Source organism: Providencia sp. 21OH12SH02B-Prov, from assembly GCF_027362595.1.
Lineage (GTDB): Bacteria > Pseudomonadota > Gammaproteobacteria > Enterobacterales > Enterobacteriaceae > Providencia > Providencia zhejiangensis.
In genome coordinates this window covers 2,765,547-2,778,454 of record NZ_CP114796.1, presented here as the reverse complement: position 1 = coordinate 2,778,454, position 12,908 = coordinate 2,765,547, and the positions used below count along the sequence as shown (strand labels likewise).

The 12,908-nt window shown below is 41.4% G+C and carries 13 protein-coding genes; 4 read left to right on the top strand and 9 right to left on the bottom strand.

From position 1 onward, the window contains the following. Positions 1 to 2: 2 nt before the first annotated feature. The 4 genes from fliI to fliF are packed head-to-tail and all read right to left on the bottom strand — an operon-like array spanning position 3 to position 4,762. Positions 3 to 1,370, bottom strand: coding sequence for a flagellar protein export ATPase FliI (gene fliI, locus O7C57_RS13115; RefSeq protein ID WP_163862329.1), 1,368 nt, complete (start codon positions 1,368 to 1,370; stop codon positions 3 to 5). Further along, complete coding sequence (gene fliH / locus O7C57_RS13110) at positions 1,367 to 2,098, bottom strand: flagellar assembly protein FliH (RefSeq protein ID WP_154623796.1); 732 nt, start codon at positions 2,096 to 2,098, stop codon at positions 1,367 to 1,369. Before fliH ends, fliI begins: the two co-directional genes overlap by 4 nt. Next, positions 2,091 to 3,083 carry a flagellar motor switch protein FliG gene (gene fliG, locus O7C57_RS13105; RefSeq protein WP_154623795.1) on the bottom strand — a complete coding sequence of 331 codons (993 nt, stop codon included), beginning with the start codon at positions 3,081 to 3,083 and terminating at the stop codon, positions 2,091 to 2,093. The genes fliH and fliG overlap by 8 nt, the downstream gene beginning before the upstream one ends. Next, positions 3,080 to 4,762, bottom strand: coding sequence for a flagellar basal-body MS-ring/collar protein FliF (gene fliF / locus O7C57_RS13100; protein WP_163862325.1), 1,683 nt, complete (start codon positions 4,760 to 4,762; stop codon positions 3,080 to 3,082). Before fliF ends, fliG begins: the two co-directional genes overlap by 4 nt. A gap of 238 nt (positions 4,763 to 5,000) precedes the next feature. Between fliF and fliE the strand changes: the two genes are divergently transcribed. Then, positions 5,001 to 5,312, top strand: a complete 312-nt coding sequence (fliE, locus tag O7C57_RS13095) for a flagellar hook-basal body complex protein FliE (protein ID WP_163863616.1) — start codon at positions 5,001 to 5,003, stop codon at positions 5,310 to 5,312. A gap of 139 nt (positions 5,313 to 5,451) precedes the next feature. On the opposite strand, the gene O7C57_RS13090 is transcribed toward fliE, so the two are convergent. Further along, entirely contained in the window at positions 5,452 to 6,174 is a 723-nt protein-coding gene (locus O7C57_RS13090) for a YadA-like family protein (protein WP_244316433.1), read from the bottom strand. A gap of 814 nt (positions 6,175 to 6,988) precedes the next feature. Here O7C57_RS13090 and def point away from each other — a divergent pair. Further along, positions 6,989 to 7,492 carry a peptide deformylase gene (def, locus tag O7C57_RS13085; protein ID WP_154624561.1) on the top strand — a complete coding sequence of 168 codons (504 nt, stop codon included), beginning with the start codon at positions 6,989 to 6,991 and terminating at the stop codon, positions 7,490 to 7,492. 41 nt (positions 7,493 to 7,533) lie between these two features. On the opposite strand, the gene fliT is transcribed toward def, so the two are convergent. From fliT to fliD, 3 genes are read right to left on the bottom strand one after another with little or no spacing between them, the layout of a single operon-like run. Continuing rightward, complete coding sequence (gene fliT, locus O7C57_RS13080) at positions 7,534 to 7,923, bottom strand: flagellar protein FliT (RefSeq protein WP_154624562.1); 390 nt, start codon at positions 7,921 to 7,923, stop codon at positions 7,534 to 7,536. Continuing rightward, positions 7,913 to 8,311: a flagellar export chaperone FliS gene (gene fliS / locus O7C57_RS13075; RefSeq protein ID WP_154624563.1), complete on the bottom strand. Its 399-nt coding sequence runs from the start codon at positions 8,309 to 8,311 to the stop codon at positions 7,913 to 7,915. Before fliS ends, fliT begins: the two co-directional genes overlap by 11 nt. A gap of 5 nt (positions 8,312 to 8,316) precedes the next feature. Further along, positions 8,317 to 9,744, bottom strand: coding sequence for a flagellar filament capping protein FliD (gene fliD, locus O7C57_RS13070; protein WP_269723216.1), 1,428 nt, complete (start codon positions 9,742 to 9,744; stop codon positions 8,317 to 8,319). A gap of 349 nt (positions 9,745 to 10,093) precedes the next feature. Here fliD and O7C57_RS13065 point away from each other — a divergent pair, with 349 nt between their 5' ends. Both O7C57_RS13065 and O7C57_RS13060 read left to right on the top strand, forming a co-directional pair. Beyond that, positions 10,094 to 11,176 (top strand): FliC/FljB family flagellin, encoded by a 1,083-nt coding sequence (locus O7C57_RS13065; RefSeq protein WP_247047781.1) that lies wholly within the window; start codon positions 10,094 to 10,096, stop codon positions 11,174 to 11,176. Between the two features lie 215 nt (positions 11,177 to 11,391). After that, positions 11,392 to 12,117, top strand: a complete 726-nt coding sequence (locus tag O7C57_RS13060) for an RNA polymerase sigma factor FliA (protein WP_163862319.1) — start codon at positions 11,392 to 11,394, stop codon at positions 12,115 to 12,117. A gap of 172 nt (positions 12,118 to 12,289) precedes the next feature. Here O7C57_RS13060 and O7C57_RS13055 read toward each other — a convergent pair whose 3' ends face one another. After that, entirely contained in the window at positions 12,290 to 12,907 is a 618-nt protein-coding gene (locus O7C57_RS13055) for a bifunctional 4-hydroxy-2-oxoglutarate aldolase/2-dehydro-3-deoxy-phosphogluconate aldolase (protein WP_154624566.1), read from the bottom strand. Position 12,908: the final 1 nt, after the last annotated feature.

The following is a 12,908-nucleotide window of genomic DNA, read 5'->3' as shown; positions in this document are numbered from 1 at the left end:
CCTCATGACTCATTAGGAACCGCATGCGCCAATTGTTCACAAGCGCTTTGATAGTCGCAGCGCTCATCGATATCTTGTTGCAAAAATTTAGACATACGAGGGTAATATTGAATGGCCATATCTAGCAGCGGATCGCTGCCTGCTGCATAGGCACCCACATTAATGAGGTCACGATTTCGTTGATAACTGGAAGTCAGCTGCTTAAAGCGTTGAATTTGGCGATAATGTTGCTTATCAATTAATTCCGTCATGGCTCGGCTGATTGAGGCCTCAATATCAATAGCGGGGTAGTGACCTGATTCAGCCAGCGAGCGTGATAATACGATATGACCGTCAAGAATAGCGCGAGCAGAATCCGCGATAGGGTCTTGCTGATCATCCCCTTCCGTTAGCACCGTATAAAAGGCGGTAATTGAACCACCATTTTTGCCATTACCTGCGCGCTCAACCAATGCGGGTAATTTGGCAAAAACAGATGGCGGATAGCCTTTGGTCGCAGGCGGTTCTCCAATGGCTAAAGCGATTTCCCGTTGTGCCATGCTATAACGCGTCAGGGAGTCCATAATCAGTAAAACATTCTTACCAAGGTCACGAAAATACTCGGCGATACGGGTAGCATAGGAGGCACCTTGCATGCGTAGTAATGGTGAAACATCGGCAGGCGCCGCAACAACCACTGCTCGTTTTAAACCTTCGGCACCTAAAATATTTTCAATAAAATCTTTAACTTCGCGCCCACGCTCTCCGATAAGGCCAACGACAATGATGTCAGCTTGTGTGAAACGCGCCATCATCCCAAGCAGGACACTTTTCCCCACGCCAGAACCGGCAAACAGGCCCATGCGCTGCCCTCGACCCACAGTGAGTAGGGCATTGATCGCTCGAACCCCCACATCCAAAACACTGTGGATAGGTGTACGCTCTAGTGGGTTGATTGGTGGAGTGATCAAGGGAGCACGTTGCTTAACATCAAGCGGCCCCTTGCCGTCAAGAGGGGTGCCTTGCGCATCTAAAATACGCCCTAATAGCTCATCCCCGAGAGGTAATAAACGGCTAGTTTGCCCATCATCTCCCGTTGTTTGTGCATAGACACGCGCTCCCGGCGCAATGCCTTCGAGATCCGCAAGCGGCATCAGTAACATGCGCGAACCATTAAATCCAACGACTTCACAAACCACCTCGTCATGGCGGCCATTGATAGTACGCTCAATAATACAAGTGGCTCCCAATGGCATTTTGATGCCTTCAGCTTCCATGACTAAACCGGTAATTTTAGTCAAACGCCCATAATGGCGTGTCATTGGGATCCCTTTCATACGTGATTCAAACCCTTCCAGTGCGGCAATCCAACGGCTCATTCGTACTGTCATGATAGGGTCTCCGGCGCATAAAGGCGGCACAATTCCTGCCAGCGTGTTGCAACGGTCATATCGATTTCACCCTCTTCAGCGACAACGCGACAACCCCCAAGGTGTAACTTGGGGTCACCCACTAAGCGCCAGCCGTTTAAGCTCAGCAGTGAGCCTAAATGCTGTTCGATCAGTTCGGTATGCGCTGGGTTAACGTGTAACTCAGGCTGCCCAGTAAAAATAGGTTTTTGCTGTAGCAGATGGCTGATTTCTTCAAGTAGAGCGGTACCGTCACAGATGGTTGATTGCCCCAATACCTGTTTTGCAGCGGTTAAAGCGATTTGCAACAGCTTTGTTGTGATCACGGTATCGAAACTATCTAATGAATAATTAAACTCAGAGAGTAGTTTTTGCCATGTTTCAATAATGGGTTGCTCTTGCGCTAATGCTTGTTGGCGGCCTTGCTCTTCACCCGCGCGAAGCCCTTGCTCAAAGCCTGCTTGATAACCTTCCTTTTTCCCCAAATCATAACCTTGTTGATAGCCAGCACGATGCGCTTCTTCTTTTAGGTTATCGAGAATATTAATCTGCTCTAGTACCTCTTGTGGTTCAAGGCAGGGCACTTTAGGTTTATCAGGTTCAGGCTGTTCATCAGCGGAAGGTAACCCTGAAGAGTTAAGGTCCCACTGGTTCAACTCGCGTAATTGCCAAGGCTGCCATGCATGCGGAGGAATCGATGAATTAGACATAGACATCATCTCCACCACCAATGGTGATTTCGCCTTTCTCTGCTAGGCGGCGAACGATCATAAGAATCGCTTTCTGCTCGTTTTCGACTTGAGACATGCGTACTGGTGAACGGGACTCCAAATCGTCACGAACAATTTCAGCAGCACGAACAGCCATATTGTTGAGGAAATGGTCTCGTAGAGCTTGATTGCTGCCTTTGAGCGCGATAACCAACGAGTCGTTGGAAACTTCTTGTAGAATGCGCTGAATGCTGCGATTGTCGACTTCGATAAGATTTTCGAATAGGAACATTTCATCAATAATGCGTTGTGCCAGTTCACCATCGTAATCACGCATCGCATTAATAACGCTTTCTTCTTGCTGATTTTTCATCAAGTTAATAATTTCAGCAGCAGTTCTTACGCCACCCATTTTGCTGCGTTTGAGGTTTTGTCCATCAAGCAGGTTATTTAGCACTTCGGTCAATTCAGCTAACGCTGCTGGTTGAACGCCACCAAAGGTTGCGATACGTAGCATAATATCGTTGCGTTGACGCTCTTCGAATAGCTCCAAAACATCCGCAGCCAGGTTACGCTTCAGATGGACTAAAATCGTAGCAATAATCTGTGGATGTTCGTCACGAATAATATCGGCAACGGTTTGCGGTTCCATATAATTGAGGCTTTCAATACCTGAAGTGCTTTCCTGCTTATCAAAGATATCTTCAAGTAAGCTAGCGGCACGCTCTTCACCCAGTGCTTTCACAAGCACGGAACGTAAATAATCATTCGTATTGATATTGAGTGCGGCAAATTGAATGGCGGATTCCTCAAATTCTGTTAAAACCTCCGCCAACTCATTGTTAGAGATTTGGCGCATATTCGAGACGGCCATACTCAATTGCTGCACTTCTTTAGGATTCAAATGCTTGAAAACTTCAGCTGCCTGATCTTCGCCGAGTGTCATCAGCATCACGGCACTTTTTTCGGTTCCACTTAATATCATTGTGCTTTTCCTAACCACTGGCGAATGACCATAGCCACGACTTGTGGATCTTTTTCTGCCATTTCACGAATACGCTGACTTTGGATTTCTGCGCTGACACGTTGGCGAGTGAGACGGCGACGTGTTTGTTCATCCATATCTTCATTAATTTCTTCTTCAACGACGAGAGGGGTTTTAGGCTGAGCCGCAACAAACACCTCTGCTGCTTGGGCTTGCTGTGTTTGACGGTATTTGAGCCATTGAGGCTTGATACCAAAACGCCACATAAACCAAGCAATAATAGCGATTAAGATAATTTTGCCGTAATCCAATACTTGTGCGAGAAGTTGTGGATTCTCAAGCATTGAAGGTTGTTCTTCTACGACGCTATCGTTGGTGAACAGTGAATTTGTAATACTCAATGAGTCACCACGATCAGTCGAATAGCCCATTGCCTCACGGGTAAGTGATTCAATTTGTTCCATCATTTCCGGTGATAACGGCTGCATTTGTGGACCATTTTCACCTTCTTGCGGTAAATAGTTGATGATCACTGCAACGGACAACCGTTCAACGACACCTATTTGGCGCTGAGTATGGCTAATTTTACGGTCGACTTCATAATTGGTGGTTTCATCACTTTGAGAATGACTTGAACCATTATGAGAAGCACTGCTTTGCTGTGATGTTTGTTCTTTTTTATCCGTCGTTATCGGTGCACTCGGAGCGCTGGGAGGTTGATTCGACAGCGCCCCAGGTACGCCACCGGTACCACTAGCATTGTTCTGCATGCTATGGCTATTTTGACGAGAACGTATCGCCGCACTATTGGGAGTTTGGTTTGGCTTATATTCTTCAGAGGTTTGCTCAACTTTTGAGAAATCCATCTGTGCGGTAACTTGAGCATGAACGTTAGCACGCCCAACTAAAGGCGAAATAATGTCTTCAATACGTTGTTTGAGATGAGACTCCATCTCTTTCGTCATTTTTATTTGCGCATTGTTAGCCGATTGCTGGCTATTGTCATTGTTAGTCAGCAACCGACCTGTTTGGTCAACAATCGTCACATTTGAGGCTGTTAAACCTGTTACACTGCTCGATACCATGTGGATAATGGCATTGATTTGGCCCTCATCGAGCATACGACCAGGGAGTAACCCCACGGTAACAGATGCAGTCGGTAATTTTTGTTCACGGACAAATAAGGTCGGTTTAGGAATAGCCAAATGAACGCGAGCATTTTGCACTGGACTGAGTGATTCAATCGTGCGCGATAACTCACCTTCTAATGCACGTTGATAGTTAACTTGCTCACTAAATTGGCTAATACCAAACTGTTCTTTATCTAACAGCTCAAAGCCTGTATTTCCGCCCTTTGGTAAACCTGACTGGGCTAATTTTAGGCGCAATTCATGAACTTTATCGGCCGGTACCAAAATTGCACTGCCATTATCGGCAATTTGATACGGCACGTTCATTTGCGTTAATTGACTGACGATATCACCACCGTCTTTTGCGCTGAGGTTACTCAGAAGTACGCGGTAGTCAGGGCTGCGTAGCCAAAGAAGTAGGGCGACAACGACCGCAATCGCGGCGGCGCCAGCAATCATTAATGGGATTTTTGGGGAAGTCTTAAAGCGTGATGCAATAGATGCAAACCCTTTGGTAGCTTCTCCGGTCTCTTTAGATGCGGCACTCATAAATATTCCCTGCCTTGCAGAATCAACAGATGAAAACACTTTTGGCGAAACAATGTTATTCCCTCTTCGTACATCACTTTTTTACGTTGCTATTATTGATGACTCTGATAAATCTAATGACGGAATCAGCCCATAATTTTGGTGTTATTTATCGGCTTCAAGTTAAAAAGGCTGTGCTAGGGTATGCATGCCAAATAAGACAGCGACGATGGCTCGCACAGAAATTGAAGGGAAGAAAATGACAATCCAAGCTATTGAAGGCGTATTATCGCAGCTACAAATGACCGCATCACAAGCTGCAAATCACAGTAAGCCCGTGATTGAACCTGTTGGTTTTGCTGATCATCTTGTTTCTGCCGTAAATCAAATTAATTCTGTTAGGAATCAATCGGCAAAACAGATTGAAGATTTTACATTGGGCAAAAGTGATATTTCGCTGAATGATGTTATGGTGGATATGCAAAAAGCCAGTTTAAGTTTACAAATGGGTATCCAAGTGCGAAATAAACTGGTCGCGGCATATCAAGAAATTATGGCGATCCCCGTTTAAACAATGATTTTTAAATTATGATGATATGAATTTTATCGTTGTTAGGATTTTGGCATTAATGATGCAATGGAAGCGTTCACTTCCTGTGGTATGGGAAGTGAACGTTTAAAGATATCAAAAAAGAGTGTGGCGTAGCCAACTACCAACCAATGGCAATACCAGCACCGACCACGGCGCGGTCTGAATTATTCCAAGAGATAGAGCTACGAAGGTTAATATTCTCTTTTACTTGGTATTGTGCGCCAGCCGCGATAGCATGACCATCATGATAATGACCTAGGCCAACACCTGCACTAAAACGGGTATTCATGGTATAGGGAATATTCGACATCGCCGCAACAGAAGCGATGCCTGAATTAGCTTGCTTGGCTGTTTTATCAATTTTTTTATCCAGCTTAGTAAAACGTGTGTTATTGATATTCTGAGTTTTATCTATGCTTTGGTGTAGGTTAGCAAACTGATTCAAATTATCTGTCTGAGCTTTATGATGCTTCCTCTTAAGTAATAACCATTTTTTTTCGCTATTATGGGAATACATGCTTAGCTGAGCATTAATATAATGATTATTATTTTCTATTGATTGTTTTATGTTTTCATCTACTTCAGACATGGTGGGTGTAAAACTTTTGTCTACTTTTTTTAATTGTTCCAAAAGAAGCTCATCAAAGGTTTTAAATTTTGATTTTTGCTCTTTTTCAGCGAGATGTTGTTTGATTTCTTTTCCGAACTCTTGCAGTTCATAGAGTGTCATGGCTGAATCCATTAATAATGTTGAAAAATGAATAGGGGCGGCGAGCGTGGCACTTGAAAGAGAAACGATTGATAGGAAAGTCATCGCCTTTAGGGGAAAGTGTTTTTTCATCTTGATTCCTTTATTAATGAAATAAATCCATCTACTTTAATTAACTCAATTAATATAGTGCGTTCTGTTTTTTATAATAAAGTTAATTGGTTTTTATTAATATTCTGAATTTGTTTTTAATTAGCTCGTGAAAAGTGATTTTATTTGAATTAAATTGAAGGCTATTTATTTCTTTGATAATTTTGGTGAATGAAACAACCGGAGTGAAGCAGCATATTCAGTGTTAACTTTATGATAAATGGGTTTAAATATAATCCTGTTGATATAGGAATTGATAGGTTCCTGAAGCTCAATCAAATGACACAAAAAATAACAAAAAGCGATAATCAGGTAATGTCTTACTGGCAATTCTATTAATTTATACATAGATAATGTTTTTATCGCTTACTCCGCCAATTTCATTCTATTGATGAGGGAAATAATCTAGGCTAAAAATAGAGCAGATTGATTGTGGGCTAAAAATGATTTTAGATGTATATTATTATGATAAATCCCCTCGATAAGTAAGGCTATTATTGCAGCATAGCGAATGAGATGATTAATCCTTATTATAAATTGGGTTATTTATCATTAATTTGAATTGTTTTGCTGTTTTAGGTCTATTTTTGGTGTTTTTTCCCAAATTACATGTTATTTTTCTGTGAAATTCCATTATGTATTCTTTTACTTTAGGCGACGTAGCGGTAACCTAATTGATTGTTATGTGATTTTTTCATTGAGTCATAATGCCATTTTTTGCATCTTATCGTAAATTTAAAAATACGATAATGATAATAGTTTGAATAAAGAGCACGACAGATAGGATTTTTGAGATATGGCAGTAAAAACGATTATTGAGATACCTGATGAGCGCTTGCGAATCAAATGCAGTCCAGTGACTGACATTGCGGCGGTACAAACATTAATTGATGATTTATTAGATACCATGTATAGCACCGAGAATGGTATTGGTTTAGCAGCAACGCAAATTGCAGCAACACAATCGGTAATGGTAATTGATATTTCTGAAAATCGCGATCAACCGATGGTATTTGTTAACCCTGAAATTATTGAAAGTGAAGGTGAGACGAGCTACCAAGAAGGATGCTTATCTGTACCTGAAATTTATGCAGATGTTGCGCGGTTTAAACGTGTGAAAGTCAAAGCGTTAGATAGAGATGGAAAAGAATTTACTCTTGATTCTGACGAGTTTTTGGCAATTGTGATGCAACATGAAATCGACCATTTACATGGAAAAGTGTTTCTTGATCATTTATCGCCACTAAAGCGGAATATGCTGTTGAAAAAATTAAAGAAACAGCAACGCTTAAGGCAATAAGTTATCCATAAGTGTCAGGTAGGGGCGCCTGACACACATGGCTATTCAATGGGTTTAATTGTCATTGGTGTATCTGGCTCATTAAATTGGCCATAACTGTTATTGATGACCCGTGTTTGATCCAACTGTTTCATTTCTTTACTTAAAAAATCTAAGTGTTGTTGCAAATAGGTTTTAGTGATCTTTTCATTTTCGATGATTTGATGCAATAACCCCACCAGTTCATCTGTGATGGGGTTCTGCGCTTCGAATTCATGTGTTAATTGCGTTAAATTTTCGACGGCATACACATATTCTGTTTCTTGGGCAACGAGTTGTTCCCACTGTTTTGCTTGTGCTAGCGCGACTAAATTTTCGCTTAATACTAAAACATCACGATAGATTTCATATAAATCAATAGGTTCTTTATTATTCACCTGTTTATCTTTCATCCACATTTGCCCCGATCTGTTGCCAAGCTGACGCGATATCGGAGAGTAATTGGTAAACTTCTTGGATATAAGCCACATTATTTTCAAGGTTAGCATTTAATAAGCGCATAATCATGTAATCATATAGACGATCAAGGTTCTCCGCGATTTCGCCACCCGCGTCATGATTAAGCGCTTGTTTCAAACCCGTATCAATAATATCGATGGCTTTTGTAATTTCTTGGCCTTTTGCCGCGATATTATTCTGTTGCATAAAAATTTCAGCACGTTTTAGGGCGCTTAACGCCCCTTTATATAGAATAGTGATCAATTGATACGGTGTCGCGTTGGTAATTTCACTTTCCAAATCGACTTGTTGGTAGGCTTGTTTTGCTTTTTGTTGATACATAATTATTAACCTAACAGTCTGCCTAATGAGTTACTGGTGCTATTGAGTGAGCTCATCATTTTATCTAAATTCTGGAATTGACGGCGGTATAAATCCATAGTGTTTTCAATTTGTTTATTTGTTTGTTCAATGCGTTTATCAAGGCTTTTCTTTTTCTTTTGCACGCCATCAGTTGCGTTATGCAGTGTGCCTTCACGAGCGTCAAGTGTCTCTTTTAAGAAATTAAAGTTTTCTGTGGCAAAGCCTGTTTCTTTACCATCTCCCATAAAGAAACTTTTGACACTTCCAGGGTTATCTTTTAGCGCTTTTTCGAATTTTTTATCTTCTATCTCTAATGTGCCATCAACTTTTTGTGTGATCCCCATTTTATTCAATAAATTAATCTCACCACTATCTTGTGCTGAACGTATTTGCGTACGTAACTGGCTTTGTATTGTTCGTAGTGTAGAATCACCAATCAATGGGCCGTTGGTTTTATCTGGCGCAGTTCCTTTCGTTGTTGGCGTATATTTAGTCAATTCCTTAGCGAGATTTTGGAATTCATTATAGGCATCTACCCAGGCTTTAATTTTTGCTTTAGCAGGTTCAATATCCTCAGAAACGATCAGATGATCGGGTTTTTTATCTTCACTCTCTTTTTTTAGTGTCAGAGTTAAACCAGGAAAGAGATCTTTTGCTTCATTGCTTTGTGATTCAAGTTCAAAACCATCAATATTTAACAAGGCATTTTGCGGGGGAACTTTTTGCTCTATGCCGATGTTTTTTTCATCTTTTAAAACGACATTACCATCACTGTTTAATTCAGATTCAACATTCAGTATTTTTGCGAGTTCGTCATCACCTTCAACATTAATACTAATACGGTGGTCTGTACCTTCTTTTTTGGAGGTAACAACAAGGTGATAATTATTCGTTTTATCTTTAATCACTGCTGCGGTAACCGTTTTATCGGTCTTATTAATCGCATCTGCTATTTCAATTAAAGAAGTATGTTCATTATCTAATTTAATAATGATAGGTTCTTTTTCAGCGGGTTGAGTAATGGTGATGGTGCGTTCTGCACTGCCATTCCCTAATAATTTTTTATTATCATCATGGCCTTTAGTGGCGATAGTTTGAGCTTTGGCTAACTGGGTGACTAATACATCATGTACACCTGCTACCGCTTTGCCGTCTGTTTTTACATCAAAACTCTTATATTCGCCATTGACTTTGGTGGTACTGATATCACCATATTTTTTAAGATCTTCAGCCGCTTTTTTTAATTTTTCGAGTGACGATTGCATTTTACCAAAGGCACTGATTTGCGCATCATAGCTGGCTTTTTGAGTGGCTAATGGCTCAAGGCGGCGTTTTTCCATCGCTTCAAGTTGGTCCATTTGGTTATTTAAGTCTAAGTTTGCCCCGATACCGAGTGTCGATATACCAGCCATTGTTCTCTCCTAAAAAATTATTCTCATTTACAGGGTTATCGGCGAGAAGAACGGAAATCTTAGACTAAGTCGATAAATAATGATGGCAGGAGTTGGCCCTACAAAACAGGGTATTTGTCTCTATTGATAATCAATAAGTTAAAATTTGCGGTTTATAAAATTATTTTGACAAAATAATTTATCGCTCGAAGTGCTGTGGTTGCTGGTTTTTTGGCTTTCAGATAAAAAATTTTTGTTGAAAGCCCTAAAGCCCTTTTTTATGCCGCCGATAATGGTATTGCTGGCAACAAACTGTAAAGCCTAACAGATTGGCTAACTTTATTATTACGGAATAACAAGGACATATATTATGGCACAGGTTATCAACACTAACATCCTGTCTCTGACAACTCAGAACAATTTAAACCGTTCACAAAGCGTACTGGGTACTGCAATTGAGCGTCTATCTTCAGGTTCACGTATCAATAGCGCAAAAGATGATGCTGCGGGTCAAGCGATTGCTAACCGTTTCACTGCTAACATCAAAGGTTTGACCCAAGCTTCTCGTAATGCGAGCGACGGTATTTCAATGGCGCAAGTGGCTGAAGGCGCAGTTAACGAAATCAACGAAAACTTGCAACGTATTCGTGAACTGACTGTTCAAGCAGCTAACGGCAGTAACTCTGACAGCGATATCACTTCAATTCGTGATGAAGTACAACAACGTCTGGATGAAATCGACCGTATCTATCAACACACTGAATTTAACGGAACACAAATTCTAAACGGTGAGACTGTTTCTTACCAAGTGGGTGCGAAAGATGGTCAAACTATCAGCATGGAAATGCAAAAAATGGATCTTGATACATTAGGTATCAAAGATTTTAAAGATAAAGTTGAAAAAGTTTCCGCGGCTGCGGCTGGTCCAAAAGAGCCAGCGGGTAAAGGCACTGCAATCACCGTAGATGCTGATAACTATGCGGTTGAAACCGCTGGCGGTACAAAAATTGGTACAGCTGAAATTTATGCAGATAAAACAGATCCTGCTAAATTTTATATCAAGGATACAACAGATAATAAATGGTACGAAGCGACTAAAGACACAACCACTACCACTGGTAAGGCTGAGTATGTGAAAGGTGCTGAGATCACTGCTCTAGGTGGTGGTACTGCTGCAAAATCTGACGCATTAGATACTTTAGATACTGCACTGAAAAATGTGGATTCATACCGTTCTAAACTGGGTGCATTCCAAAACCGTATGCAATCTACTATCAATAACCTGAACAACTCAGTCAACAACTTGAGTGCAGCACGTAGCCGTATCCAAGACGCTGACTTTGCAACAGAAGTGTCTAACATGAGCCGTGGTCAAATCCTGCAACAAGCAGGTACTTCAGTTCTGGCACAAGCAAACCAAGTTCCACAAGGTGTTCTGAGCCTGTTACGTTAATTCGTTTCACTCTCTCGTTTATAAGGCCAGAATATTCTGGCCTTTTTTGTATTATGATGACGGCATGAATTTCATTTCGGCGCGATACCATTTCGCCAGTAAACATTTGTGTTAGGGAAAATAGCGCTAATTTACCTCATTACTCAACGGATTGAATTATTAAGTCACTAGCATAATGAATACCTTTATATCAGTCTTAAAGGGTGATTCCGGTTGTGAGTGATTTGTATACTGCCGAAGGTGTAATTAATAAAAATAGCCTATGGGAGCGTTATTATCCCTTAATACGACATGAGGCCCTAAAGTTACAAGTGAGACTGCCAGCCAGTGTAGATGTTGATGACCTCATACAAGCGGGAGGTATTGGGCTATTACATGCATTGGAACGTTTCGATGCTTCTCAGGGGGCGTCATTCGCCACCTATGCGGTACAGCGTATTCGTGGTTCCATGTTGGATGAATTACGCAGTCGCGATTGGGCGCCTCGTAGTGTACGCCGCCAAGCACGAGAAATGGCAAAAGCGATTGGTGAGCTTGAACAAACATTGGGTCGTACAGCCACTGAAAGTGAAATAGCGCAATCACTAAAAATAGATATTACTGAATATCGACAAGCCTTACTGGATACGAATAACAGCCAACTCTATTCCTATGATGAGTGGCATGAAATTCATGGCGAGAGCTGTGAACCCGTCATTGATGAAAGTGATGGTGGCAACCCATTGAATTTTTTGATGGAGTCGAATTTGCGTTCACAGGTGATTGATGCCATCGAGCAACTCCCTGAGCGAGAAAAGCTTGTGCTGACGCTATATTATCAAGAAGAATTGAATTTAAAGGAAATTGGAGCGGTGTTAGAGGTTGGGGAGTCACGTGTTAGTCAGCTGCATAGCCAAGCTATCAAGCGCTTACGTGGTCGTTTAAAGTCTATTTCCGAGTAATATTGCGGCGTTCGCCGCATTCGCGATAGTCACAGAAGCCGCGTTAGCATACTGATGATGGGGTGATAGGACTAAAAAGTCCGCTTAGTTAACTATTTTGCTGTGGAGAATGACATTTCTTTGTTGAATAAGCGCTCCCTACATCATGGCGTCAGGAGCACTTACTTGAGCATTAAAGGCTGGCAGCCTCAGCGATCAGCTTACCTAACTCATGCCAATTTTCATTATCAATCAGGTCATTAGGTACCATCCATGAACCACCACAAATAAGGACAGAAGGTAGCGCCTTATATTCGTGGATATTTTTTGGACCAATTCCCCCCGTAGGCATAAAATTCACAGGGTAGACGGCACTTAACGCTTTTAACATCGCTACGCCACCAGAAGCTTCTGCTGGGAAAAACTTCACTGTGGTTAAATTAAATTCTAACGCCTGTTCAACTAAGCTTGGATTATTGAGCCCAGGGATAATAATGACATTTTTTTGCTGGCAATAAGCGACGATTTTAGGGTTAAAACCTGGGCTTACGATAAAGTCCACGCCTGCATCAATGGCTTGATCAACCTGTTGAGTTGTCAGTACTGTGCCCGCCCCAATCAGAATTTCAGGGTATGCCGCTCGCATATTTTTGATGGCTTGTACGGCAGCAGGAGTTCGAAAAGTCACTTCTGCACACGGCAGCCCATTTTCCATTAACGCTTTAGCGAGGGGAGCACCATGTTCTGCATTATTGATAGTAATAACAGGCACGACATTAATTTTTTTTAATTTCTCGATGAGTTGATTCATG

Excerpts from the sequence above, each read along its gene's own strand:
- fliI (WP_163862329.1), bottom strand. The coding sequence starts at position 1,370 with ATGACAGTACGAATGAGCCGTTGGATTGCCGCACTGGAAGGGTTTGAA.
- fliS (WP_154624563.1), bottom strand. The coding sequence starts at position 8,311 with ATGTATCAACAAAAAGCAAAACAAGCCTACCAACAAGTCGATTTGGAA.
- fliH (WP_154623796.1), bottom strand. The coding sequence starts at position 2,098 with ATGTCTAATTCATCGATTCCTCCGCATGCATGGCAGCCTTGGCAATTA.
- fliD (WP_269723216.1), bottom strand. The coding sequence starts at position 9,744 with ATGGCTGGTATATCGACACTCGGTATCGGGGCAAACTTAGACTTAAAT.
- fliE (WP_163863616.1), top strand. The coding sequence starts at position 5,001 with ATGACAATCCAAGCTATTGAAGGCGTATTATCGCAGCTACAAATGACC.
- fliT (WP_154624562.1), bottom strand. The coding sequence starts at position 7,923 with ATGAAAGATAAACAGGTGAATAATAAAGAACCTATTGATTTATATGAA.
- O7C57_RS13090 (WP_244316433.1), bottom strand. The coding sequence starts at position 6,174 with ATGAAAAAACACTTTCCCCTAAAGGCGATGACTTTCCTATCAATCGTT.
- O7C57_RS13055 (WP_154624566.1), bottom strand. The coding sequence starts at position 12,907 with ATGAATCAACTCATCGAGAAATTAAAAAAAATTAATGTCGTGCCTGTT.
- O7C57_RS13065 (WP_247047781.1), top strand. The coding sequence starts at position 10,094 with ATGGCACAGGTTATCAACACTAACATCCTGTCTCTGACAACTCAGAAC.
- fliF (WP_163862325.1), bottom strand. The coding sequence starts at position 4,762 with ATGAGTGCCGCATCTAAAGAGACCGGAGAAGCTACCAAAGGGTTTGCA.
- def (WP_154624561.1), top strand. The coding sequence starts at position 6,989 with ATGGCAGTAAAAACGATTATTGAGATACCTGATGAGCGCTTGCGAATC.
- fliG (WP_154623795.1), bottom strand. The coding sequence starts at position 3,083 with ATGATATTAAGTGGAACCGAAAAAAGTGCCGTGATGCTGATGACACTC.